At 47.3% G+C, this 26,446-nt stretch carries 17 protein-coding genes; 4 read left to right on the plus strand and 13 right to left on the minus strand.

Annotation, left to right across the window (positions count from 1 at the left end):
* Positions 1-274 precede the first annotated feature (274 nt).
* The 3 genes from H6F98_RS14435 to H6F98_RS14445 form a co-directional block, all read right to left on the minus strand.
* Positions 275-2,071 carry a M61 family metallopeptidase gene (locus H6F98_RS14435; protein ID WP_192219400.1) on the minus strand — a complete coding sequence of 599 codons (1,797 nt, stop codon included), beginning with the start codon at positions 2,069-2,071 and terminating at the stop codon, positions 275-277.
* A 124-nt stretch (positions 2,072-2,195) separates the two neighbouring features.
* Positions 2,196-2,879, minus strand: coding sequence for a Crp/Fnr family transcriptional regulator (locus H6F98_RS14440; RefSeq protein WP_192219401.1), 684 nt, complete (start codon positions 2,877-2,879; stop codon positions 2,196-2,198).
* A 324-nt stretch (positions 2,880-3,203) separates the two neighbouring features.
* On the minus strand, positions 3,204-4,001 hold the full coding sequence (locus H6F98_RS14445; RefSeq protein ID WP_192219402.1) for a trans-aconitate 2-methyltransferase: 798 nt from the start codon (positions 3,999-4,001) through the stop codon (positions 3,204-3,206).
* A gap of 329 nt (positions 4,002-4,330) precedes the next feature.
* On the opposite strand from H6F98_RS14445, the gene H6F98_RS14450 reads away from it, so the two are divergent.
* Together H6F98_RS14450 and H6F98_RS14455 are read left to right on the plus strand one after the other, a co-directional pair.
* Entirely contained in the window at positions 4,331-4,531 is a 201-nt protein-coding gene (locus H6F98_RS14450) for a hypothetical protein (RefSeq protein WP_192219403.1), read from the plus strand.
* A gap of 242 nt (positions 4,532-4,773) precedes the next feature.
* Positions 4,774-5,136: a DUF4864 domain-containing protein gene (locus H6F98_RS14455; protein ID WP_192219404.1), complete on the plus strand. Its 363-nt coding sequence runs from the start codon at positions 4,774-4,776 to the stop codon at positions 5,134-5,136.
* A gap of 7 nt (positions 5,137-5,143) precedes the next feature.
* Here the strand turns inward: H6F98_RS14455 and H6F98_RS14460 are convergent, their stop codons facing one another.
* The gene (locus tag H6F98_RS14460) at positions 5,144-5,839 is read right to left on the minus strand and encodes a class I SAM-dependent methyltransferase (RefSeq protein WP_192219405.1); all 696 of its coding nucleotides are present in this window, start codon (positions 5,837-5,839) and stop codon (positions 5,144-5,146) included.
* 184 nt (positions 5,840-6,023) lie between these two features.
* The gene (locus H6F98_RS14465; RefSeq protein ID WP_192219406.1) at positions 6,024-7,622 is read right to left on the minus strand and encodes a triacylglycerol lipase; all 1,599 of its coding nucleotides are present in this window, start codon (positions 7,620-7,622) and stop codon (positions 6,024-6,026) included.
* Positions 7,623-8,013: 391 nt separating this feature from the next.
* On the opposite strand from H6F98_RS14465, the gene H6F98_RS14470 reads away from it, so the two are divergent.
* Both H6F98_RS14470 and H6F98_RS14475 read left to right on the plus strand, forming a co-directional pair.
* Positions 8,014-10,743 carry an alkaline phosphatase D family protein gene (locus H6F98_RS14470; RefSeq protein ID WP_242058534.1) on the plus strand — a complete coding sequence of 910 codons (2,730 nt, stop codon included), beginning with the start codon at positions 8,014-8,016 and terminating at the stop codon, positions 10,741-10,743.
* A 269-nt stretch (positions 10,744-11,012) separates the two neighbouring features.
* Positions 11,013-11,234 (plus strand): DUF4327 family protein, encoded by a 222-nt coding sequence (locus tag H6F98_RS14475; RefSeq protein WP_192219407.1) that lies wholly within the window; start codon positions 11,013-11,015, stop codon positions 11,232-11,234.
* A gap of 69 nt (positions 11,235-11,303) precedes the next feature.
* On the opposite strand, the gene H6F98_RS14480 is transcribed toward H6F98_RS14475, so the two are convergent.
* The 8 genes from H6F98_RS14480 to H6F98_RS14515 all read right to left on the minus strand — a co-directional run bounded on the left by H6F98_RS14480 (position 11,304) and on the right by H6F98_RS14515 (position 26,416).
* Complete coding sequence (locus H6F98_RS14480; protein ID WP_192219408.1) at positions 11,304-12,563, minus strand: protein kinase domain-containing protein; 1,260 nt, start codon at positions 12,561-12,563, stop codon at positions 11,304-11,306.
* A gap of 132 nt (positions 12,564-12,695) precedes the next feature.
* On the minus strand, positions 12,696-14,945 hold the full coding sequence (locus H6F98_RS14485) for a serine/threonine phosphatase (RefSeq protein WP_192219409.1): 2,250 nt from the start codon (positions 14,943-14,945) through the stop codon (positions 12,696-12,698).
* Positions 14,946-15,115: 170 nt separating this feature from the next.
* Positions 15,116-15,721, minus strand: a complete 606-nt coding sequence (locus H6F98_RS14490; protein WP_192219410.1) for a pseudouridine synthase — start codon at positions 15,719-15,721, stop codon at positions 15,116-15,118.
* Between the two features lie 50 nt (positions 15,722-15,771).
* Positions 15,772-16,659, minus strand: a complete 888-nt coding sequence (locus H6F98_RS14495; RefSeq protein WP_192219411.1) for a mechanosensitive ion channel family protein — start codon at positions 16,657-16,659, stop codon at positions 15,772-15,774.
* Between the two features lie 67 nt (positions 16,660-16,726).
* Positions 16,727-19,117 carry a DUF11 domain-containing protein gene (locus H6F98_RS14500; protein WP_192219412.1) on the minus strand — a complete coding sequence of 797 codons (2,391 nt, stop codon included), beginning with the start codon at positions 19,115-19,117 and terminating at the stop codon, positions 16,727-16,729.
* A gap of 80 nt (positions 19,118-19,197) precedes the next feature.
* Positions 19,198-21,369, minus strand: coding sequence for an OmpA family protein (locus H6F98_RS14505; RefSeq protein ID WP_192219413.1), 2,172 nt, complete (start codon positions 21,367-21,369; stop codon positions 19,198-19,200).
* Positions 21,370-21,479: 110 nt separating this feature from the next.
* A complete protein-coding gene (locus tag H6F98_RS14510) occupies positions 21,480-25,508 on the minus strand; it encodes a hypothetical protein (RefSeq protein ID WP_192219414.1) in 4,029 nt (1,342 codons plus the stop codon).
* A complete protein-coding gene (locus H6F98_RS14515) occupies positions 25,505-26,416 on the minus strand; it encodes a DUF11 domain-containing protein (RefSeq protein WP_192219415.1) in 912 nt (303 codons plus the stop codon). The genes H6F98_RS14510 and H6F98_RS14515 overlap by 4 nt, the downstream gene beginning before the upstream one ends.
* Positions 26,417-26,446 lie beyond the last annotated feature (30 nt).

Raw genomic sequence — 26,446 nt, forward strand, 5'->3', positions numbered from 1 at the left:
AGAACAGCTATGTCTTTTCGATTTTTTGATTGGTTGAACCTAAATCGTGACGTGTTTGCTGCTTACAAAGCCAGTTTAGGGTTTATTTGGGCTTAATTTTTGTCTAAGTCCCGCTAACCTCAAAGTTCTTGGATGTTAAGTAGTGGTGTTTGCACTACTAGGAAAATAGGGTGATGAGGGAATGGGGAGGTGAGGTGATAAGTGAAAAACTCCCAAAGTTTATGTATATTAACGTCCTACCTCCCCATCTTCCCCATCTCCTCATTTGTGAGTTCTACCGAATTGCCAACAAATCTATCCCTAACCAGCCAGAAAACATCTGTTTTTGAGCATCCGAGGGAGATTCCACAGGTACAAGCTGATAGCGACTGGGTCGTGGTTGTGCCAAGTTTACAGGTAGGGTACGCAATTCGTCTTGGTGGAAGACTGTCACTTGGATGGTATCACCAACCTTGTAGTCTTTCAGGCGATCGCTTAAGCTCTCAGCGGTTACTCGTATCGCATCAATCGCTAGCAACTCATCACCTGCATCAATACCTGCTATCCCAGCCGGAGAACCCGCTTCGACAAACTTGATGACTTCCTGATTGTTCTCCGTTTTCACCATTGCACCGAAGAATGGCGCGGCATCGTCTTCCTCGAAGCTATGAAGCCGCAAGCCAAACGGTTGCAGGTACTCATCGAACGGTAACTCGTCAGTACTATCAACGTAACGCTCAAAGAAGTCAGCCAAATCTGTCTGTGCTACCGACTCAAGCACATCCCGCAGTTGTTCGGGGGTAAACCCAATTTCATCTTTGCCAAACTGCTGCCACATTACTGCCATTACATTATCGAGCGATCGCTGATTTTCATGTCGCGCACGGATTAGCAAATCCAGTAAGAACGAGACCATTTCTCCTTTCAAGTAGTAGGAAATCTGAGAATTATCACTATTGGTATCTCGTCGATAAAGTTTAATCCAGGCATCAAAACTTGACTCACTTAGCGGCTGTACCTTCCGACCTGGTGTTGTCTGCAAGCGTGTAATTTCTTTACTCAAACCCTCTAAGAAAGTCTTGGCATCGTAAATCTCTGCCCTCAAGGGGATTATCAAATCGTAGTAACTCGTTGTTCCCTCACTAAACCATAGAGACGTTGTGTAATTTTCCTGCTCATAATCAAACGTCTCTAGCGCTTTCGGGCGAATCCGCTTGACATTCCACAAGTGAAAGAACTCGTGCGCTACCAACTGTATGAAGCGGTTGTACTTCTCCTTATTCCGAAAACCGAAACGAGGGTAAATTAAGGAACAGCTATCCTTATGCTCCAATCCGCCGAAACCAGTAGCGGCAAGATGCAGCAAAAATAGATAACGCTCATAGGGCAAACCCCCATATAACTCGGCTTCAACCTCAATAATTTTTTTGGTATCCGCAATAATGCGATCGGGGTCAGCGTTGCCTTTTCCCCAAATTGCGAGTTGATGCGGTTTCCCCAACACTTCAAAGTCATATAGCTGTGCTTGACCAATTTCAAACGGGCTATCTACCAATGTGTCAAAGTCTTTTGCCTCAAAGGTATTCGCTTCTCCTGAAACAGGTTGTAGGGGTGTTGTTACACACCAATCCGGCTTAGGGGGCACAATCGTTACCCGACTCGGTTGTTGCTCAAAGCCAGGAATGAAGAAGAACAATGCCGCCCCATTAAAATAGCCATGAGTTGCATCTAAGTGATTGGTTCGCACTGACAATTCATTGGCAAACACCCGGTAACGCACCGCTATTTCTGAAGCATTCTTTGTCTCAACTTGCCAGTGATTTTTGCCAAGTTTGAGCCAAGGCAATGGCTGTCCTTTATCACCTGCCTTAGCGGAGAAATCCTGGAGATGTTTAGCATACTCCCGCACTAGGTAAGAGCCTGGAGTCCAAACTGGCATTTTCAAGTCCAGTACCGATTCCTGCCAACCTTGTACAATCAGCGTCACCTCAAATAGGTGTGATTCGGGTTGTGGCATTGCCACTTGGTAAAAAATTACTGGTAGAGTGCTGGGTACCCCAGTGGGGCGAACGGTTGTTGCTTCAGTCTTCATTTAGCAATTAGCTTTATAGCGATTAAGCTTTTAGATTAGCTAATTGTGGGGGTGATGAGGTGATGCAGTGGTGGGGAAGGTGAGGAAGGTAGGGCAAAAATTACTCCCTCATCTTCCCCATCTCCTAAACTCGTCCTGCTAGATGAGTCAACTGCTTAATATTAATCAGGTAGAGTGTCTGTTTTTGGGTATCACGTTTAATCCAGCCTTTACTTTCAAGCTTTTCCATGATTTTGCCAGTATCCTCAGCACTGATATCTGTGATATCTGCCAAATCCTTGTAGGGAATGTTATAGATTTCCATCCCCCGCTCAGTGGGTTGACCATAGTTTTCTGCCAAGCCAACCAGTGTACTTACTAACTTCACAGCAGGCGGCTGATGCCGTCGTTGAAAGCGGAGATTTGTCTGACGTAGCCGCCGCACCATCAGTTGCAACATCCGGTGGTGCAATTGCGGGTCTTTGAAGAGGGTTTGAATAAAGCGCTGAGCAGAAACGCTTAGTAACTGTACGTCAGATAAGGCAATGACATCGTTTGAGCGGGGAGACTCATCGAGGATTGCCATTTCACCGAAAAAATCACCCCGACCCAAAATTGCCATCGTAACAACGTTATCTCCATAGAGGCGTCGAACTTTGACCCAGCCGGAGACAACAAAGTAAACGGCGTTTCCCCAGGCATCTTCCATTAAGACAGCTCTATCTGATGGGTACTCGTGTTCGACGACAACAGACAGGAGCCATTCTAATGTCTCTGGGTTAGCCGTGTTAAACAGTGGGAAAAGCTCATTAAAAGCTTTAGTCTGCATGAAAAGTCTTTAAAGATAAAAATCTGAGGATGCAAAAGCCGTGATAGTCCGGGACTCGTGTGACGCTTTAGAAGATTCCAGCTCGGCATTGGCTGCGTCTATAACCAACTAAAGATAGCTGAGCTAAGGGGCTAGTACCTCCTACGCTTCCCATTACACCACACTAGGCATAGTAGTACTCAATTTTCCTGTGGTCGGTCACGTTGTCTGTATTTTTGAGCGGTTGTTTAGCAGTAGGATTACAGTGGTGATGCGGTTAGCATAAGGAGTTCGTATTGTTCGTATTTAAAAAGCGATCGCATACATCAAATCGCCCCACTAGCCTTACAACTTGATTGCCATCACTCGAATTCGTTTGTAGTCAGCAAACCAAGTTCCCTCCTGATACAACGTTGGACGTAACTGATTTTCAATATTCGCTAAAACCTCGGTCTGCTTGTCAGCCGGAAGGATTTGCAAAAAACTATTGCCAAACATTTTGATCCAATTTTGCATCCCTTGATCTCCATCATCCAACAGGGTCGGGCGTTCAAAAAGAGTAGCAAAGGTCAACTCTAATCCTTGTTGTTCCAGTAACGTTCCATATTCCCCAATACTAGGAAAATACCAGGGATTCATCGCTTCATCAACGGGATAACCGACAGCCTCCATAGCGTTGGAAATCGCCCTAATAACGGCATTAACGTTACCCTTTCCACCAAACTCAGCAACAAAACGTCCTCCTGGTTTCAGCGCACGTTGGACACCAGCTACAACCTTTTCCGGTTCTCTAATCCAATGCAGGACAGCATTGGAAAATACAGCGTCAAATTGTTCTTGAAATTGCAAATCTCTTGCATCCGCTACTTCAAACCGTAGGTTGGGGTAATGGTGACGTGCTTGCTCAATCATGGTTGAGGCGCTATCAATACCAATGACTTCCGCCCCAGACGCCGCAATCTTGTCAGTCAGATGACCTGTGCCGCAACCAAGGTCTAGAATAGATTCTCCAGATTTTGGAGATAGCAACTCAACCAAGCTTGTACCGAACTGGGAGACAAAGGAATGCTTACTATCGTAGAGTTGTGCATCCCACTGGGTCTGAAGTGAGGTTGGGGAATTGCTAGCGGTTTGGCTATCCATACGGAGTAATCTCTCTACATCGTAGAAAGCACTACCGTACCACGAGTGCCTCAGGATGTTACAGGCGTTTCGTCTTCTGGACAGGACAAGAAGGGATACCCATTTAGATTATGGGTTTTGACAACTTTCTCACAAAAGCGATCGCACTCGCTGGACTCTCACGCTGGGAGTATTGCCAGAAGCTGTCTCTTATGTTTCTAAAAAATTATGTAAATTTTTGTAATCAAAGCCTTTTTGTAGCTTTTGTTACAGAATTTTCTGGTATAGTTATAAATGTAAGGAAAAAAGAATCTAACCAAGCCTCGTTAAGGTAATCGGAGAATAATAGAATGTCTACTCAAGAACAAGCTCGCGCCCTAATGATGCGTCATCACCACATCATCAAAAATCGCCAGCAATCCATGCTTGGTCGCGCTGCCGCCGAAGTAGGCATGGAAATGGATACTGTGGACTACTGGAACCACATTCAAGGTAAGCCGCATCCTAGCTTCAGCGCTACCTATGATCGTAGTAACGCTTCACTCAGCTAGGTTGACTACCGATTGTAGGCTTCAAAGCTAGTCTCGTGGTGGTACTCTGAGTCATGAGTAACCCTACTAAACCTTGAACAATTCTTAAAAAAATATCAATAGGCAGCAAGGCGTTTTTCTTAAAAGAAGGACGCCTTGAATTTTTTGAGCAGTGCCTCAGCCTACAAAATCGAACTCTTGAACACTCCTTATAATTTTGAGTAAACCGTTCACGACTTGCTCTACCTGTTAAAGCTCAGCAAATGGAAGTTACTGAGACTGATCGCACCGCAATCCGCTTTATCATTGAACGCCAACTTCAGGCGTTTCAAAATGATGATGCTACTACCGCTTTCTCGTTTGCCAGTCCGGGAATTCAGATTCAGTTTGAAACTCCGGAGAACTTTATGCGTATGGTTAAGACAGCTTACCCAGCCGTCTATCGTCCCCGTTCTGTATTGTTTGAAGACCTCACGAATATGAGAGGAGTTCTAACGCAGCCAGTGTTGCTGCTTGACTCTGAGGGTGTACCAATGACAGCGCTTTACCTGATGGAAAAGCAGCCTGACAGGACTTGGCGGATTAATGGCTGTTATTTGGTTCCTGTCGAGAGAGGAACAATCTGATCAGCTTTTAAGAGATGTTGCCTCGCTGAACTTGCAACATTTGGTTGCCGCCCTTTTGAAACTCATAGGACACCTGCTGAATTTCTAGGTTATATCCCTGTGCTGTTAACTCTTTCATTACCAACCCTACTAAAGGTGATACCTCTGTAGAAAAATTATTCAGCAAGGGAAAAATTCGTACTTGTGTTGCAACGCGGCATAGTTCTCGGATTGAAGCGAGGTGAAATTCTTGCGAAAGTAGATCAGAATAGGTAAACAGCAAATGGGAGCAAAGCGCTAAATCAAAGCGATCGCTATCGAATGGCAGCGTTGGCAACTCAGCAGTAATGTAGCGTCCTTGCTGAATTCCCAACGGTAAATCTTCTAGGAATTTCTGCATCGCTGCCATCCTGATTTGCCCTAGATGTTCAGGTGATTGGATATCCTGCCAAACGAAGTATTCACGAGTTGCCTGAACGCCGTCTATTACAGATTGGTAGGTATCTTGAATGCGCTGGGCAATTTCACCCGCAGAAAACTGATAAATTGGGTCACAGGAAATAACCTCATATCCTTGCTGCTTCATCTCGGCATTGAAGCTAGCAGGGCCACCCGCACAATCAAGAATATTTAATTGGAGTTCGTCAGGAGTCAGATTGAACATCTTGACATATTCCTCCATCGAACGACCCCAGGGAATGACTTTCTCAAGCTGGAATCCCATTTGATTTTCTAATTGCGATCGCCTTTTTAAATAGTACGACGCTACTCCTGAAAAAATAGCAGTTTATCACTTTAGTACAGATTTTCATAAAAAAGCGATTCCTCGCACTGTAAGGCAATCACATTAGTCAGAAATTTATTGGAAAAACTGCCAACAAAAACGGATTTGTTTAACGGTTGCCCAATTATGTCGCCTTCTCTTCAGTCAACGGTTCTGGCTGTCCTTCTTCAGGAACTCGCTCGATTTCGATACCGAACGTACCCTCAAAACCAGTTCCTACGACATCAAATTCCCAACCATCAGCTACTATCCTCATTTCCTGCTCTTTTGATGGCTGGAATTCGTCTAGGGCAAACTCTTCACCTGTATGGAGGTAAAGCTTTAAATTAGGTGATAAAAGAGCACGAACGTAGTAGTGCTTGCGGAAGATCAAGTTATCGGAAAAACCAATCCCAAACAAATCACGTTCGCCAATATAGAAGTCTAGCCGCATCACCATGTCCTTAGTTGTTATGCTCTCGTCGTTGATAATCGGCAGGGTGTTCAGGTAGCCCTCCCAGATGAGCTTGTTGTCATCTGCCCAAGGGAAGGCAATGTTGCGATCGCTAAAATCGACATTACGGAACGGTCCATAGCAATTTTCCGCTTCCGCACTTTGGTGGAAAAGCTCAAAATCTACACGGCGTGGCTTGATGGAAACTCCCAGGAAGAATTCACTTTTACCAAACAAATCTTGACCACGGGTAATCTTTCCTTGCACAAAGCGTAAACGTACCCGCACATTCCCAAAGAAAAATCGCGTTGCCACCTCAAAGGACTCACGGGCTGTAATTAGTGAATCAATACCTCCATGGCACTTGTGAACAAAAGTTCGCGGTGCCCCAGGAATTTGAGCAAACGCTTGCTTTACCAACCCGTCACTTCGGTTGTAGTTTGACCCAAACTCACCCCCAGCCGAGAAAACGCGGTTCAACATTATGGCAGGAGTGATGCTATAAGAACGGTAGTTAGTGCCAACAACCGTTAGCAACCTATCTAATGGGAAGTGGTCTTGAAAATGCTTATAGGATGCACGATTGTTTTCGTCAGCTTGAAACTCAGGACTAAAATGCTCAAATTCCTTTTCCGCTTGAATACCAATCCAATCTTTGAAAATTTGAAAGGTGACACCTTGGTGTGGCGTTCCTAGAGTGACAATTTTGTTGATGTAGTCCTCAGCCTTGCGGTTACTGTCTGGATAGGTACACTGCACTGCCTCGCGAACGAGTAGCCCACCCATAGAATGAGCAATGATATTGACCTTGGGTCTAGTACCGTTCTTGTCTACTGCCAGTTCGCGAATAAAGTCGATCAGCCGAACCAGTGCTTGACCATATGTTTCAAAAGTCCGGTCATTGAGGTCGTAGTAGCGAAATACCCAGAATGTGTGCCGCAAATCTTCAATAGTCTTGATCAGGTGTAGCGCCATCGCTGGATCGATCACAACTTTGTCGCCACTGAAGAATTCTGGATTGAAATGCTTGAGTGCCTCTGGAATAAGCGCTGGTTCTGTCACTCTATTCGAGTAATATCCCACCACATTAGTAGCGTCATGATAACGCCAAGACGATTTCATCAGCCGTAGGATTAGTCCCTCATAGATGTAGTTTTCCCCCCGCTTTTGAGGATAGACGGTGCCGTTGTTGAATCCTTGATAAGCAACCCTCTTCTCATCATCAGTGTTGAAACCGCCAAATCCGCGAATTAAGATTAGCGGCAAGGTACGGCGCGTGGGTACAGACATGGTTTCCTCCAACTGCATCTCACTTTTGATTATTAATCGTTACCAATGACAGTTTTCGCTTTCCGGATTTTCTTAACGGATATGTTGCAACTACTCTCACGAAGGTAGGTTTTTTAGGCTGGGATGTTGGGGAGGTAGGGCGATAGGGAACTAGAACGTTAATATATACATTGAGAATATTTCACTCATCACCCTATCATCTCATTATTATTGAGGGTCTTTATTACCAACCTACCCTTGAAAGCCTCCAGTGCCTCCCCTGCTCCCCCGTCTATTTTCCGAGAAGTAATGCAGATAAATAAAAAAATTGGATTTAACTAGGCATAGGCTAAGCTATTCGACATAGTTCTAACTAAGGCTGCTTTCAGTGTGAGGCAGCAACTCTTGTTGTATGTCACGGACACCTTTAAGCGAAGGACGCAGTAGTGTCCCGCTAGGCGATCGCGTACAGCGCGCCAATGAAAATAGCAAAACGATTTTGCAGGCATTACCATTGCTGCGAAGTAGCGATCGCATCGAGCATCTGCCACTAATTCTGGTCGGCCCAATCTTGCGACGTACAGAGAGTAATGCTGTAACAGTTTGGATTGCCCTCAAAGCGCCTCGCGAAGTCACTCTGAAAGTTTACGCTACACAGGACAACGGTTCTACGATCAAAACTGTGTTACTGGAAGGTACACGCTCCACTGTGCCACTTGGTAAGTATCTGCACATTGTTGCCGTCACAGCGAAGCCAGTGAATGAGGAGGAAACGGGAAAAGTTGACTCCTTTACCGTCTCTGGGGTGTTAAAATCTGGACAAATTTATGCTTATGACCTAAGTTTCGGTACCCAGGAACAGAATCTTGCTCAAGCCTTACAGTTAGCGATACCTTCTCCCCTAATCACTGTCAGCTATTTTGAGCATCAGCTACCCACCTTTGCCATGCCACCGGAAGACTTAAATCACTTACGGCTGGCTCATGGTTCCTGTCGGAAGTTACACGGTGGTGGACACGATGCCCTACCAATTCTAGATGACTTGATTGAGCATTATGCTAAGGAGCCAAATTCCCGACTGCATCAGCTATTTTTCACGGGTGACCAAATCTACGGTGACGACGTTGCTGACCCGTTGCTGTGGCTAGCCACTGATGTCGGTGATACTTTGCTCGGTTGGGAAGAAAATTTGCCTTTTCAGATCCGACCATATGAAAGCAGGAAACCGAGTGAACTTAAGCCTGGAACACGCACTGACATTGCCAAGAATTACGCTGGGCTGACAGCCATGCTGATCGATACTCCAGAGGAATCGAAAAGCCACCTGTTTAGCTTGGGTGAATACTTCACCCTCTATATGCTTGTTTGGTCGCCGATTCTTTGGCCCGATCGCTTTCCGAGGGGTAAGGATATCCACAAAGACCCAAAGCTGGCAAAGCAATGGGATCGTGAAGCCGTTTTGCTGAAAGAGTGCTTTAGTGAGCTTTGGAAAGTCCGACGGGCAATGGCAAATGTGCCAGTTTATATGATTTGTGACGACCACGACTTGAGCGATGACTGGTACCTGAATCGTGCTTGGTGTGAGAGTGTGTTGGGTAAACCACTGGGTAAACGTGTGGTGCAAAATGGGCTGTTAGCCTACGCTGTGTTTCAAGCTTGGGGAAACACCCCCGACCAGTTTCAGGAAGGACAACCGGGTGGTAACTTGCTGAAAGCGGCAACACTTTGGTCAGCATCAGCAGGAACCGATGAATCTGCCTTAGGGGAGATTGCTAAGTGCCTCGGACTTCCTGCTGTGGAACCGGAAACTGGTTTGCCAAAGTTTAAGCTTGATGAAGATGTTTTGGTCATGGATCGAGATTATCCAGATGGGACACAACCGATCGAGTGGCATTACACCGTCCGGAGCTTCAAACATGAAGTGATTGTGCTTGACACTCGAACTTGGCGAGGCTATCCCCAAGGTTCTGAAGGAGCGATCGATCCCCCCATGCTTTTGTCTCCCTCGGCTTTCAGAAAACAAATTCAAAAGCCTTTAGAATTTACCGATCAGCTTAATCAAACCAATGAGACAGACATTGAAGCTACATTTATCGTTGTGCCTACTAATCTCGTAAGCCTACGAATCATTGACATCGTTCAACAGTGGGAGCTGGAGAAAGGCAATGTTTTCGACTCGGATGTAGGTGATGCCTGGAATTTGCATGAGGTGGCATTATCGAGGCTGTTGGCTGAATTATTCAAGCGACGGCAGCAGGTGGTAGTGCTATCCGGTGATATTCACTTTGCTGGGGCGATTCGCATCAGCTATTGGGCACGTCGCCATTTTGAACCACCAAAAGGAGAGCCTAATTCCGCACTGATAAACGTTCAAGGTCGAGGAGAACAAAACGAGGAACAGCGCCCCTACCCAAATGGACAAGTGCTTGCCCAACTGACGGCAAGTGCCTTCAAAAACAGCGAGTTGAAGACCTATTTCATCCACACTAGAGCAAAATCTCTTGCCCCGGAACAACCCCAAGATTGGGTAGGCTGGAATGAACCGCCAGAACTCGTTGAAATCCAAGTCACACAGGAAAGTGTAAGAGTGATGGATGTTGAGCTTCCCCCAACGGGTGCTGTTGTACGGCAAATCTTGGGAGCGCAAGGTAACTGGGGCATTGCCTGGGAAATTGCCCTCAAAGACGCTCAATGCCTCCCTGACTGGCAATACCACGTTGAGTGGCTTAAACGCGGGAAAGCCACGCTCGCACCTTGGGAAGGTAAGGAGGGTTCATCAGCAGCATCTGAGGAAGAAAATCCTGGATTGCTTACAGGGTTGGGAAATTGGTTAGCAATGCTTTGGCGGAATCCTTGGATTCAAGAAGGGGAAGAAGTAATTGGGCATAGCAATTTTGGTGTGATTAGCTTTGAATGGTCACCCAAGAATGACAAAGGGAAAGCTGTCATTCAGGATAGCTTTTGGCGACCGCCTTGGAAACCCCGCAGTGTCGTCTACAGCAGATACTATGTCCCACTGCGTGTTGATGATAATGTCCCACCTTTACCGAAGGTTGTTTCGCCAAGCCTATTGGGAACACGAAAGGAAGGCTTTCGTGATTCAGCTAAAGGACAAGACTTCCAGAGAGCAACGAACAAGTAAACAAACCTCTGGAGATTTAGAAAAGAGATAACGACACTTTCGGGTGTCGGGTGTATGATGTAGGAGAGGTTGAGTGTAGTAATCCACGCCAAGTGGTAGTAATTCCCGTACACTTACCCAAAAAAGCTTGCACTCTCTTCCTTAGATGCGCTACAAGAGTAAATGTCTGCTTCCTTGCCGTGCAGAACTCTACGAACCGGCGCAATACAAAAATCAGGAAGCATTTTAGTTCAAGCATTTGCAAAAGTTATTTGAAAATTATTGAGAGTATGACTCAGCAATTAGTTACTCACCCAATGGTGAAGTTTCAGCGTCAGGTGTATTCACTCGTTGAATCTAAGATTATTAAGCCAAGCGATAGCCTTTGGAAAATCGCCCTTCTCTATGGGGATGAATGGTCTTACTGGAAGAAGGAACTGATTGACTTTGGGTTTACCATGCAAGACCCGATCGCAGATTTACTGGCAGTAGAAGCTTGGGACGAAGAATAAGTTAGCGATCGCGCTAAAGTTAGACTTCATTAATAACTCACTGCTAAGTGCGAAACGGGACGCTGATACCTAGCGACAAGCGGCTAGCGCCTTCGACAGTTCTTTCGCTGTCTGGTAGCGATCGCGTACTTTCGGTTCACACACTCGTTCAATCACTTCCCGCAATTGGGGAGTGATTGTCGGGATTGTTGAAACATCAAACCCATATCCAGAACCACGCTTTTTGTAAAACTTTAAAGGCATCACGCCTGTCAGTAGAAAAATTAGCGTCGGACCAATCGCATAAAGGTCAGATTGAGTCACGGGATTACCTCGGTCTTGTTCTGGGGAACTGTAACCCTCAGCACCAATCCGTGTCCCAGGTGCCGTCCCAATCTCTTTGACAGCGCCAAAGTCTAGTACCACCACTTGATTATCGCGATGGCGAACCATCAAATTAGCGGGTTTAATATCCCGATGAATTAAAGGCGGGTTACAGGAGTGGATGTAGTCCAGAATGTCACAGGTCTGAATCATCCAGTCAATTGCTTGTGGCGGTGCTACAGGGCCAGAAACCAAAACGCGCTGCTCTAAATCCTGACCATGGATAAGTTCCATTGCCAGATACTTCTTACCCCCTTCGACAAAGAAGTTGTAGTACTTAGGAATTCCTGAATGGCTGAGTGATTTTAGCGTGCGAGCCTCACGTTCAAAGAGTTCTTGTGCTTTTGCCACTTGCGCCATATCAGCGTTCATTTCCTTAAGCACCAGTAGACTAGGGCGCCCCTTGATGCAGCCGCCTTTGTCCCAAGCGAGATAAGTCGTACCCATTCCCCCCTGTCCCAAAGTCCGTAATACCTGGTATTGGTGGATGACTTTCTGGACTGGTACCAATGGTTGACCGCAGTGAATGCAGAATAAGTTCGCTGGTGGATTACCCGTGTGGGTGCAAAGGTTAGGCTTTTGTGAGAGAGTCGGCCATTCCTCTTCTTCTTCTAGAGGCAAAGGCACAGGAGAGGAAGTCGGAGGAGTTGTTGATTTGTGGTTTTGAAACTTCAGCATTGGTCCCTCACGGGCAAGTCGAATCAATGCTTCATCCGGGACTAAACCTCGTGATACCAAAATGCCATTGAGGAAGGTTCCATTGGTACCCTGATTAACCAACTGCCATAAATCCCCGGATTGGGACGAACTAACCCTAAGTTCCACATGATGTCGTGAAACTAGAGGGTCATTCAGAATGACATCATTGTCAGGAGAACGACCAATCCGGATAATTGACTGGCTATCGAAATTCCACTGTTGCAGAGGGGTGGATGCTTGAGGATGTAAGAGGGTCAGCGTGACCATAGCTTCGCCGAGACGGGGAACTGGGAACTAGAAAAGTAATAGGCGATGGTGGAACGAGGAATTTCTTGCCCATAGCCTATAGTTCATAGTCCATAGCCCATAGCTCATCACCCCAATCTCCATCTCCTACGACTAGAGGAATTGTTGTTGATCAAAGTTTGGTCGCACCTTCACCCGGATTAACACAGCCGTGATGTTATCGTGACCATTGTGTTCATTGGCGAGTTCGATTAACTGAAGGATACCCTGATCGAGGTTGGCACGAGAACTAAGTAAGGGGGCGAGGTGACTTTGCCAATGCGTTTCTATGAAATCATTATCCGACAGACCGTCGGAACATAGAACAAACAACGTGTCTTCATTAAGCTCCAAAAACTGGACATCAGGATTGATGAACTGTTCGCTGCGGGGACCTAAGGCTTGAGTGAGCTGATAGGCATCAGGGCGAGAATAAGCAATTGCCTGTTCCACTCCCCGCTTCATTTCGCGTTGACCCACCTCATGATCTACTGTGATTTGCTCTAAGCCCCGCTTGCGGGTCAAACGGTAAAGGCGGCTATCTCCCACATGAGCAATCATGGCATTAGTGTTTTGAATCAACACCATTGCTAACGTTGTGCCCATACGACCATTGCCAGAACGGGCGTTTTGTTGATTGACATCATAAATTGCCTGATTGGCTAGCAGTACCGCCTCACGTACACTGTCTTCTGTAGGTAGCTGCTGGTCTTGCCAATTGTCTTGAAAATAACGCCTGATTGTCTCAACCGCCATTGCACTAGCAACTTCTCCTGCGGCATGACCTCCCATACCATCACAAAGAACATACAAGCCACGAGCTTGTACAGACCGACCCATCGGGCTTTCCTGCTTTTTGACTTGGGTGTGGATGCCAAAGCAGTCCTCATTATGCTCTCGTTGCTGACCGATATCTGTGCAACCGGCATCATCCAAACTCAGCAACTGCATTGGCAAAATTACAGTGGGTAAATCATCACTATCATTGCCACTGGCGTTATTGAAAGGAGATTTCAGCGTCATAGCCGTTCCTCTCTCATCGGTGACATTTGTTGGCATCGGGCTATCTGATTCGTCCCACGTAGAATCCGGGGATTGAGCGACTGTAGGAATTGACGATTGCTGTTCGTGGGCAATTGCTTCCAATTGCGATCGCAGTTCATCAACGGTTTTGATTTCATTCGTACATAACTGCCGGAAAACCGCTCCCAAAGAAGTAAATTGTGTCTTCTGGGACTGACTAAATAACTGCTGCCACAGTTGTCCCAGGTCTTGAAGCGTCAGTTGTTGCTCGATTGGTTCTGGATATAGGCGTACTAAACCTAGTGCTTGGTCTTCATCTACCCGGAGATTTTCTATCTCCAAAAGACTCTGACGACAATGCCACTGTTCTAGTGCCTCCCACAATTTGGCAATTTCGTCAAGCCAGTATAAAATCTGCAACGTAGAAAGCTGTTCGTTGCCCCATAAGTCACTTAGCAACGTCCACTCAGATCGGTCTTCTAGCAGCACAACAGCTTGTCCATCCTGTTGCCATGCATCATGAACTTCTGGCAGCGTTGGGTAATACGATTCTTTAAGAGCAAGATAGGGTTGTGCGATCGCTGGAATGCCAAGGACTTTCCAGGACTCTAAGTGTATACTTGCAGATTTGCCACCCAAACCCTCAATTTTTTGGGCTTCATTGGGTTGTTGTTCGAGCAGCGCTTCTAAGGGTGATTGCTGGAAAGGTTGACAATCTAGGACTCTAATAGCTGTACCGTAGCGGGTTTCGGCAGCCGCCGCTATCTGTTCTAAGCTTAAGGGTTCTAGCAGTCGGTAGCGCTGTTGAGGGTCTAGATAGACAGTCGTTGGTGTGCCAGAAGCCACCTCGCTATGATTGTTGTCATTGTTAACAGGTTCAGCTAAATCTGGTGGCAGGGAACTCGGTAGGGGTTGCGAACCTTCTTCATTTGCCGTCGCCTCAAGCGGTTCCACAGGTGAGAGGGGAATAGATTCGACATCTGGGGGGTTCACGCCCATTTGAGGGGAACTAGAGGTCGATTCATGCCCCTTTGCCTCCGAATCAACGGGTTCCTGTAACGGTGATACCTCTGTTTGGAAGGTGTTATCCGTTACTGACTCTAGTGCCTCAAGGGGCACCGCTTGAGCATTGCTAGGGGGGGAGAAAGACTCTAGGTCTTTTGCAATAATCGCCCACCAAACCGTTCCCGTGAACTCCCCACAGTTGTGGCAAGTCGCGGCATTCACTGGGACTTGAGTCCCACATTCATGACAAGATTTATGGGTCAGGGAAGTTCCACATCTTTGACAAAACTTATTAGTATTGGGGTTCTCGAACTGACACTGGGGACAAAGTAACATAATGGAACTTCCTCAATTCCTGTCAATATTTTTAAATTTTGGTATATAAGCTAACTGCCATCTAGTTTGCCACGTCAGAATCGAAGGTTGCAGTTTTTGGGGTTGGTTGCTGGGTGTATGAGTCTAGAGGGGAACTAAAATCCCTCAGTGGTAGTACTGGATTTAGTTTGTCATAGCTGACGCAGAGGTTCTAGTTCTGCTGGTGTGAGATCACGCCACTGTCCTGGTTCTAAACCGTCCAGACGCAGATGAGCGATGGCAACCCGCACCAGTCGCAACGTAGGATATCCTACAGCCGCTGTCATCTTCCGTACCTGACGGTTCCGTCCCTCAGTTAAAGTTATCTCTAGCCAAGCGGTTGGCACCGTTTTACGGAAGCGTATCGGCGGTTGGCGCTCCGGTAGAGGGGGGTGTGTTGGTAATAGTTGCACCAACGCAGGTCGGGTGCAGTAATTTTGAATTACTATACCCGCGCGTAACTGGTTCAAGGCGGCTTCATCAGGAATACGTTCTACCTGTACCCAGTATGTCCGAGGATGACGAAACCGTCGATCTGAGAGTCGATGCTGTAAGCGTCCATTGTTCGTCAACAGCATTAGCCCTTCACTATCCCTATCAAGGCGTCCCACTGGGTAAACTGAGGGTACTGGAATGTAGTCTTTGAGTGTAGCGCGATCGCTTAGTAATGAGCCACAGCCTTGCTGAACTTTACCGACGTTGTCAGTAAACTGGCTTAAAATATCGTAGGGTTTATGGAACAACAAGTATCTATACACATTGTTTGAATCTAACTTTCTCTATGGTCTACCTATAGATAGAGAGACTTTCAATTGGACTCAGTATCCGTTGAAACAGGAAAATTATCATTAAACCGTTGCTGGTCATACATATAAAGTGTGCGAATCGGGTAAGGAATGTTAATCTCTGCTTGATCAAAAGCTTTTTTGATCGCAATAATCGCTTTTGTCTTGACTTGGCGCACCTGTTTTTGCGGCGGTAATGTCCAGTACCGCACGACAAAATCGATCGAGCTATCGCCAAAACTCACCAAATCTATTTCCGGCGCAGGAGTAGACACAACTCCATCTACACCCATTATCGTGTGTTCTAAAAGCTCGGCAACCTCAGGTAGAGATGTATTGTAATCAACACCTACCCCTAAATCTGTTCGACGATGCTCATAGGCCGTCCTGACTTGCACCGCTGTGGTAAATACGGTTGAATTGGGTAATAGTATGCGCTCTCCCTGGTAGGTACGGATTTGCGTGCAACGAATGTTGATCTGCTCTACTGTACCTTCATACCCTTCAATAATCACCTGATCATTAATCCGAAACGGTTCCTGCAATAGCAACAGTACACCTGCCAGGAAGTTTTTGAAGATGTCTTGGAACGCAAAGCCAATTGCGACAGAACCCAACCCCAATGCCGCAATAATGTCACCTAGCCGCAAGCCTGGAAAAGCAAGCACACTTGCGGCTAAAATTCCAATGACCCAGGCGGCAACATAAGTCGTCTTCGCCAGCAGTAGTTGTAACGATTGACTACGGAGAGTTCGCTTGCCAAGCTTGGTGATTATTTTCTCGATAAAGTTAGCACCAAAGCGAGTCAGCAGGATAATAACAATCCCTGCAATAACTCCTGGTAAAACCTCGATACCTGAACCAATTAGATTCAGTAAGCTTGTTTGAATTTTTTGGATGAGAGCGTTCACAACTTAAGGACAGATTTTGTCTAAACTCCTAGTATGGTCTGTCATCTAGACAGCACCGAGAGAAAGTTTAGTCAATTCTGACCCGGAAGCGAACAAATCCGACATTGTTTGGAGGAGTATTTGGAATAGAAGGTACAAATTGAACGAGTACCGACCCGTTTGGGTTATTCGTATCAGGACAGGGAGCCGTTACAGGAGTCAACGGAGAAGAAAATGTTCCTTGGTCGGTATCTGGGGCATTGGTTTGTGGGGATTGTGTCGCCCCTTGATTTAACAAAATCCCACTACTTGACCCGAAACTTTCAGGGATGAATGTTGTTCCAAGGGGAATCGCGTCACAAAGTCTAACGTTTTGACTCTCCTCGGTGCCATCTGAGATGAAGTAGATGGTGTACTCAACCTCGTCTCCGCTTTCTAGGGGCGCTAGTGGGTCTAATTGTCTTAGTCCCACTGGCTGTAGTGTTGTTGGCCAAATCCCTGGATTGTCATTCACATCGGCTGGATCATCAACAACGTTATTGAAGGGGGTCGTATTCACGCTCGTTATCCGCTTGACTAAACGCAAACGTGGTGATACTTCTCCAACCGGAGTAATCGGAATAATGTCTGGGCCTCCTGTCACTGGCGCTTCGGTCAATAGGGGAGGGAGGATAACTTGGTCACTGGCTACTGCACCTTGGTTTTCAATTTGGGTCACGCCTGGGGGATTATTAATACTGACCTGGAACTGAACTGTAGCCGTATCATCAGGAGCGATTTCTCCTGGGGATGCACCAACGCTGTTAACAAGTGCGCCATCACCAGAAAACGGCATGGTATCGCCAGGAGCATCGTCTACGGCTGTGCCATTCAGTGTTGTTGTACCTGGGATATATGTTGTTCCCTCCGGGATTTGGTCGGTAAAGCTTGTTCCTGTAGAGGCGACAGAACTGACGTTTGAAATGGTTACTGTGTAGGTAATTGCTTCTCCAGGGTCTGCGGCTTCATTGTTATTAGCATCGACGAGTGTTCCCTCTTTACTCGCCGTCAAGACATCCGTGACAGTCGTTGCGTCTTCTGCTGTATCGTTGCTTGGGTTATTATCGGCTGATGTCGAAACGGTTGCAGTATTGATGTACTCACCAGGCGTAGAAGTCACATTAACGTTGATCACAACTGAACGGCTCTCACCGACCTGGATTGCGGGGTTGTCTGTCTCAGGAGAATAGACACAAGTAACCGTTCCCGGTGGGTTTTCCGAGCAGTTCCACCCATCACCCGTAAATGATTCAAAGCTGAAGCCGGGAGGCAAAGTGTCTGTAACCGTAGTGGGACCATAGGTTTGATTATTACCGACGTTCCTCACGGTCAAAGTGTATTCACCAGTTTCCCCAGCGACAAAATTACCAGCGTGACTTTTGGTAATCTCCAAGTCAGGCTCTGGAGCCTCCGTGACTGTTGTAATTCGGAGGTTCCGGATTTCATGAATGTTCGTTGCATCTCCAGTTGAACTCGCAAAACCAAACTTGAACGATTCAGGCAAAGGAGCTTGACCGCGTGCTGGATCGTTCAAGTTGATTGGGTCAAGAACTTGTTGGAAGTTGTTTCCCGTCCCTGTAAAGTCTAGCTCGACTGATATCCTATTATCCTCAGTCAGCGTAATCCTGACCCTTCGTTGTGCCGCCTCGCGATTGGGCGCATCGGGAACGTCAATGCCCTGAAGTAGAACATCGGAATTTTCGAGATAGCAATATCCAGTATTTCCATTACCCGAACCCCTGAGAGTTACAGAATCAAGGACTCTTACTCCTGTTCCAAAGGGAGACGGATTCTGACAGCCTGCACCACGTCCCTCGCCATCATTGGCAAAATTTCCGTACTCATCTAGTCCGACACCAACATACCCATTGGTCAGACCCGCAGGATCGCCTCCTCCGGTTCGTTGAGCGTAGCCAAGTGATCCACCAAAAGCACCAGGCTGAGGATTAGTGGTCTCGCCACTGAATAAGAAAAAGGTGACTCCATCTGCTGTACTGGGAGGATTGCCAATTACGTCACCACCGTATGAGAAGTAGTCGAAGGTAATTACTAAACCGGAGCCTGAAGGAATAGTGAAGTCGTAGAAAGCAAAGGCTGATTGCTGGAAGTTATTTGTTGTGATTCTTAGCGCTCCTTCTCCCTGTACATCAGGGTCTGCCGGATTACAGGCTCCAACTGAACCATCCGGAGTAAATGCGTCTCCTGCTGTTAAACAAGGAAAGGGTGTATCTGGGTTAGCTATACCAACTGACCAACCAAAGGTAGTGTTGTCATCAAATTCCTCTTCAACCAGAGTTGTTTGAGCGGCGACTGGTGAACCACTTATCGCTAGTAGCAGAAGCGCTGTGCTAGTCAGCCAGCCAAGGTGCTGATAAGGATTTAGGTGAGTAAAGGGTTGCCAGTGTTTTCTCACAGCTTGCTTATCTAAGATTGGAAACATGGATGCTAAAGAAATTGAATGACTAGAAGAATGCACACCCAAGCAAGTCTGTAACTTAGATTGGCGGGAAGGTTTGACCATTACCTAGTGCCTCCCCTGGATTCTGGTTGCAGGTCTGTTTCTTGCTCTTCAAAGATGATTTCTAAGCCTCTGGTGTCTTGGAAGATGAACTCGGCTCTGCGATCGCGTGCATAATCTAAGATCTCAGCCCCTGTTGTGCGACGCTGTGTTTCCCCAAAGGAGCGAATCGTCATTCGTTCTGGTGCAATTCCTTGGTTTAAGAGGTAGTTTCGCGCAGCTAAGGCTCTACGGTTTCCTAATTCTTGGTTGTAGGCATTCGTTGCACGAGGGTCAGTATGTCCCTCGATCTCAAGGGTGAGGAAGGGATAGGTACGCAGTACGTCGGCAATTTGGTCAAGAACAGCAGCGCTGGCAGGGCTAATCGTCGCTTGGTCGAGCGCAAAGTGGATAATTCTTGGCACCCGAAGTGTTATGGGTATTGGGGGTTCTTCTGGCGTTTGTGCTTGCGGGGGGGCAGGAGGTGCGGGGCGAGTTGTGCATTGGGGTGTCACTGGGGTTGGTGCGTCTGAATTGGGGGTGACAGTAGCTGTTGGAGACTGAACTAAGGCATTGAGCGCGGGTTCAGATGTGCCGTATTGGGGATGAGTTGCGATCGCACTCACCGTATCCCCAGGTTGTAAATTATTGAGACTAGCGCGAAACTCCCCTGCTGCATCAGTGGTAACTGTTGCGATCGGCTCACTTAATGGCCCATGGCTAATCTCCGTATTTTCACTGACTCGATAGAGTTCAACAATTGAACCTGGGTCAGCCTTACCCAAAAGTTCGACCTGAAAGTTTAGAACATAAAACTCAGAACTCAAAAATTCGGGGGCATTGATTGCTGAATTCCCGGTTTCCTTGCGTCGATTGGGTGAATTGCGTAGAGGATTGGGGCCATCCCCACGTTGAAAATGAATTGGCTCAACGTTCTGCTGCGTGTTGAGATCAATGCTTAGCCCTTCAAGCCCTGCAAAGCGATTCGCCTCAATCACGTTGCCATCACTTTTGGGATAAGCCGCAATCACAACACCTGGCCCCGATTGATTACGGATTTGGTTGCCAGTGACTTGGTGATTATCTCCCATCAAGTAAACAGCCGCCCTACGGAGGCGTCTACCATTAAATGTGATTTGGTTATCCCGAATTTGAGTTGACCCTTCAGGCTTAAATAGATACACTCCACTGCCATCGTTGCCACAAATTAAATTTCCCGTAATCTGTGAGTCATTGATGACTCCTTCTAGGCGAATCGCATCAGGCATTCCAGCAATGCCATTGCCAACAATGATGTTTTCAGTCACCAGCAAATTGTTTGCCTGAACGGAGGTAATAATGCCACTGCCTTCGTGGTTACTGATGCGATTGCGTCGAATTGTCGTCCCTTCAGCGTTAAAGACTGACACACCAAACGCCGATGGCTGCTCTGGCATTGATTCATCCGGCGGAATACCTAACCAGTTGTCCTCAATTACAACACCCCTAGGGGGAGTATCATCTGGGGAGAACGGCGCATTATCATTTGGCGGTCGCTGTCGTGAGATGTTTGGTGGAGGGGAACGGTGAGCGATGAAAATATTGGCAGGTGGTGTGCTGAGTGTCGCCTCACGCAGTTCCTTAAACCCATACACACTTAAACCGCGAACTGTAATGCGATCGCCAACAATCGTTAAACCCCGTAAAATCTGTTGGTCAGGCGCTGGCGTAATGGCGACTACAGGTATCGGAATCGCAATTTCAGCCGTGGCTGAGCCGGTCGCGTCATAGCCAGGTTGCGTGGTACCATCGACGACTAATCCCGGACTTTCCAGGCTTGGTAACATTTCCTGGAGGCGGATGGTCGTTTGTTCAGGCGGTAAATTAAACTCAATCCGTGAGGGTGTATTAGCTTGTGAGGGTTCAACCTGCGCTCTTTCAGCTTCGCTTAGTTGCTCAATACTTAGCTGACCATTGACAATCTCAATTGCCTCTCGTAAAGTTAATGCCTCATCTGGTTGAATCGCTCCATCCTGATTACTGTTGACAACGACAACCTGATTAGTCGCTTGAGCCGTAGCTTTTGTAGGAAAGGCGAAGAGGCTAAGGAGGAAAAAGACGATAAGGGGACTTCTATATGTGTGCAAAAGGTCTACTCTCGTTTGTCTACTCTTGAGAGCATCCCCAGTCTCTAGTTTTGTACCTGTGTGATTCATTGAAAGTTTAAACGGCTTGCGTTCCACCAGTAACGATTCGCTGAAGAAAAAAAAAGAGGAGGTAAGGGGAAAATTGCAGGAACCATCCCTTGAGGCTATTCCCCTCTCTTTTACTGACTCTCTCTTTCACTCCCTTGACCGAGGCTTGTAGGATTGACGGCACTAGGCGTGGCGGGGGATTCACTAGCAACAGGTTCCACACGCGATTCCTGCTCTTGAGGTGGTGTTACTCTTTGCCGCCCAAACCCACCAAAGAGTTCATTAACCTTAAAGGTCAAACCGAAGTAGGGCCCACCTTCGGAACGATAGCCACTAAAATCTCGGTCATCGACACTACCAAAGCTATAGCCAACGGCGAGGCGTAAATCTGGCGTTAGGTAATAGCCCGTTTCCACAGCCACCCCAAATTCGTTGTACGTGGGTGAGGACTGTCCAATCCAGCGTCCCTCAACCGCTAAATCCATCCGATACCCTAAGCGATACGATGCCCGTAGTTGGGAGAGGAAAACGTTGGAAGAATTCTCGAAATTATCGGCTAAATCGGTCGTACTAATCCGCATTGCTCCTTTGCCGTAAAACTCCCAGCGCCAATTGGGGGCATAGATAGCTTCAGCGGCAAATAGGTGTTCGGTGGAGTCAGTACCACTGTCAATTAACAAGGCTTCAGGAATTGTTGAGGGATTTCTTCGGTACTCGTAGCGCAGTAGGGCGTTCCAGCGATCGCTATTTGGGTTACGGTATGCTAGCCCCAAGCGGAGTGTTGCCGTATCTCCCAGTCCCTCTAATAGCTGGTTGGCAAAGTTTGCCTGCTCATAACGTCCAAGAATCGTTAAAGCTGGGGTCAGTTTACCTGCTGCGGCGAGGGAGACAACGGTGTTATTGTTGCCCGAACCAGTACGATGCTCAAAGTTAGCCGAGGCTTGAAAGCCAGGGTTATCGCTGTATTCAACCCCAACCCTATAGACATCACCACCGAGAAGTGCTAGAGAGGCAGCCGTTTGACCAACGGCATAAGGTTGAGCAAAGCGTTCTCCTGCGGCTGTGGCGATATTAGTATTGCTGAACGTGTGTTCGTAACCCAGGTTTACCCTCAATCCAGGGGAGACAACCCAACGATGATTTAACCCGACAGCCCCTTGACCCGTAACGCCATTAAAACCGCTAATAATCGAGTATCGACCCGTAATATCAGTGTTTTCACCTAAGCGGTGTTCCAGGATGGTGTCAAGGCTGGTGAGTGAGTCACTACCGAGCAATCCTCCATCAAAGAACTGATGTGCCAGTCGTACCGTAACGCCGGGATAGGCATCCCAATCCAGTCCAAACGTTGTGCGATCGGGGTAAAGGGGGTCGCTATCCCCCAGGTTGAGTTCGTTCTGGGCACGAAAGGTAAGATATTCAGTTAAGGGAAGACCTAGGTAGGAAACGATTTGGCTGGCATCACTATCAAAAACATCACCAATGCGATCGTCACGGGAGCGATTGACATAATCAACACCGAGAGTAGCTTCCCCAATTTCTTGTTGGATACCAGCACGGATGGTGGTTAGAGAATTATTGACAGGTTCACCGGGTGCTGCTTCAACACCGGGGTTAAATAGGTCAAAAAAGTCGGTGCGGACTTCTGGGGCAATGCCAAAGTTTTCTTCGTAGTCATACCCAGCGACTAAGCTTGTGGTAGAACCGAGTTGATAGGAGAGTGCCGCCCCATATCGTGTCTGTCCGGGTGTAAAGCTCGTCGTTGCATTATTCACAAAGCCTTCTTCGACAGAGCGATAATACGCTCGACCTGTAAGACTTGGCAAAATATTCACCAACGCTTCTAAGCGATACGCTGAACCCGTAACATTACCCAGGAAGAGGGAGTTGTTACTAGAGTGGGCATATTCACCAATTAACCGACTACTAGTACCCAAGGACACTAAGAAGTCGGCTCCATATAGCTCAAAATCGCGATCGCCCTGATCTTCTCGTAGGTAAGTAGCAGCAAGCCAGCTTTCAGTGTCAAAGTCTTGAGAGAAGTTGTATTGCAACCGCCCTGCATAGAGATTCGTATCATCTCCACCAGCGTTGTCATATTGGTAGGTGACAACAACCCGCTGCACTAGCAAGGTTGCTCCCTCAGTTACGCCGCCTGTATCGGCATCAAAGAAAACGGTTTCTGTTGCCAGAACCGGACGCCTGAACAAAATGGTGCCTCGGTCATAATCAATTTCGTAATCCGTCCCACGATAGAGCGGTATGCGCTCAACTACGGTTCCAGGACGATTAATTTCTTCCTTTTCAAGGAAAATCGTCTCGCTACCTTCTATGAGCAACCGTCTGGAGAGGAAGTAATAGCCACTGGTGCCGTTAGGAGCAATCGTGTCTCGCTGGAACCCGTCAATATCTGGGCTGTAGAGGGCAGTAATTTGAAGATTACCTAAGTTGTAATTCCCTTTGAAACCGTGCAGTTGCCTAGTTGTTGCTGTAAATAGCTGGGAATTTCGGGTAAATTCTTGGGTGTTGTAGTCTCCCCACATCACGTAGTCTGGTTCTGCTCCAAACACAGGAGACGTGCGCTCGAAGCGTAGGTATACGCTATCGGTGGAAGGAGTCAGGTAATCAACGGTGGAACTATCCCCATAAACTGGGTATTGTTGCTCACAAGATTGGGGACCCCGGAATAAGCGGGTGATACCATCACAAGTTTCATTGAGAGGGCGATCGCTATTATAGGCACCTGTAAATAACCATTCCCCAATCCGACCTGTCGCAAAAACAGCCCCATCTAAATCAACCTCAGTCCCCTCATCAATCAGGTCTGGGTTAAGAAAATCGCGTCGGCTTCCCCAAAAGTCAGTCCCAGAAGCACCAATCCGTAAGTTGACAACACCAGAAACCAGTGAGGGTCGGAGATTGGTAACAAACTCGATTTGGGTATAAGCCTCAAAGGGTGATGCGATCGGGATTAAAGATTGGCGAACATCCTCTATGCCCTGCTTCAAATCTTCCACAGCCGCTCGTATCCGGACTTTCTGAGCTTCCAAACCTGATTGCAACTCGGCAGTAAATAGCCCTTCCCTTGCCGTAACCTGGAATCCCAGTTGGTCTTTATCCTCATCAGCACCAACAAACTCACCAGCACTTGCCGTCAGGGTAACAACAGTGTCCTCAGTGATGAGTTGACCATTCTCATCTGTAATTCGCCCTTGCAAACTGATAGTCGAGCGACCATCAGCAGGTACACGGGGGTCGCCAACTGGAGCAACTTCGATTTGAACGGTTTTCTCTTCAACCGTTAACTGAACGCTACTAGGTGTCCCGTCCCCTGCTTGAACCGTCAGTGTATTTTCTCCCTCTTCCAAAGGGATGTTGTACCAAACTTGGGTAATGATGTTTTGAACCTCATCCCGCTCCTGCTGGGTGATTATCGAGGGGTCGATGGGTTCTTCGTTGACATTGACTTGGATTTGGGCATCTGCGTTGTACTGAACAACCAGATTCGTCGAGCGTGATGAGGTGGCACCAGGTTGAGGAGTGATGATGCGTACCTCATTAGGCGCTAAGGTAGGAGTTGGCTCAGCAAGTGGAGCGTCGTTCTGAGATACTGTTTCGGCTGAAGTATCAGGCAGTCCCTCGGCATTATCAGGACTTGGGTTAGCTAGCACTGGTTGCGGTTCCGTCGAGTCTGCCTCTTCTAAGTTAGGAACCGTATCAAGAGGAGGTGGAGTATCTGGAACTTGCACCAAATCGGTAGACAATCCTGCTTCCTCTACGCCTTGACTTTTGGGAACAGTTAAGGGGGTGGCAGTCTCCTTTGTTTCCTTAGTTCCATCTACGTCAGTCGTTACAGTTGAGAGATTAGATTCTAAGCGCTGTTGAAAGGAGTTCAGAATTGAGGAATTCAGGAGTTCAGAATGCCTTTTGGATGGCGATTCAAGCCCCACCTGAAAGGATGATTCCTCGTTACTCAATTCTGGATTCAATAATTCCGGTAGTTCTTCAGCTTTCGCGGTTGGGAGAATTCCTACCATCCCCAACACGGTTGTCAGTAAACCAAGCGTGACGGAGGAAAGCCACTTCTCCTTTGTCTTACTAGCCACGACCAACAGTCGATAACTAGTACTGCCTTTCACCCTTTTTTGAGAATTGTTCACCGCTCCTCCTGTCCATAGGCTGGCGTCACAGCAAAATTCATTCGAGCCATTCCTCCTGGTTCGAGCCGCACTAAGCGCGATTGACTATTGCCTTCAATGAAATAGAGGTTGGGAGCTAGACTGTATCCCGGCAAACTGCTCAAATCCAATGTCCCGGTACGATGACCAGAGATGACGTTTGCTAAGGAGAACAAGCCATTCGGATCGGTGGTGATGCGATTGCCATCATCCATGTAGATCACAGCATTGGGGATTCCAGGCTCTCCTGGCTGCTGTTGTCCGTCAAAGTTCTTATCAACAAAAACTCGTCCTACTAAGGTGCCGCAATCAGATAGAATTCCTTGTTCAATCCGTAGCTGATAGCTGGCGATGTTACTGCGACTTTCTTGTGCAACATTTCTGCCATCACCCCGAATCGCGTCTGGTGTCACAACAGCGGCATAAACGATGTTCAACGTCTCTTCAGGAGCCAGACTCGGATAGGTAAAGGTTACTGTCCGGTTTGATGTTACAGCCGGAGGTAAGTTGACTGGTGTGGTGCCAGAACTGGTGGTGAGGGAGCCTTGTAGTGACTCTGGTAAAAACTGCAATCCCAGTGGCAGTGTGTCTGTTACGGAAATGTTAGCTGCTGAACCTTCTCCGGTATTTTTCAGGGCGAGGCGGTAAACCACCGTGTCACCAGGTTCAGCCGCTGCACGATCTGCGGTTTTGATTAATTCTAGAATCGCTTGACCAGCGGTTAGGGTAGTTTCGTTGGAATTAACAGTTGGAAGATTATCGCCTGATGCCGAAGCTGTATTTTTGATTTCAGCGGCAGCAAGCGGCAACACTCCATTGGCAAAGAAAGCAGACAGTAGCACAGTGAAGAGCAGCTCATAGCCCCCCAACTGTTGGGTTGAAAATTTCATCAGAAGGTAGACACCTTGGTCAATCGGATT

It is taken from the genome of Microcoleus sp. FACHB-SPT15 (genome assembly GCF_014849525.1).
Taxonomy (GTDB): Bacteria; Cyanobacteriota; Cyanobacteriia; order Cyanobacteriales; family Coleofasciculaceae; genus Symplocastrum; species Symplocastrum torsivum.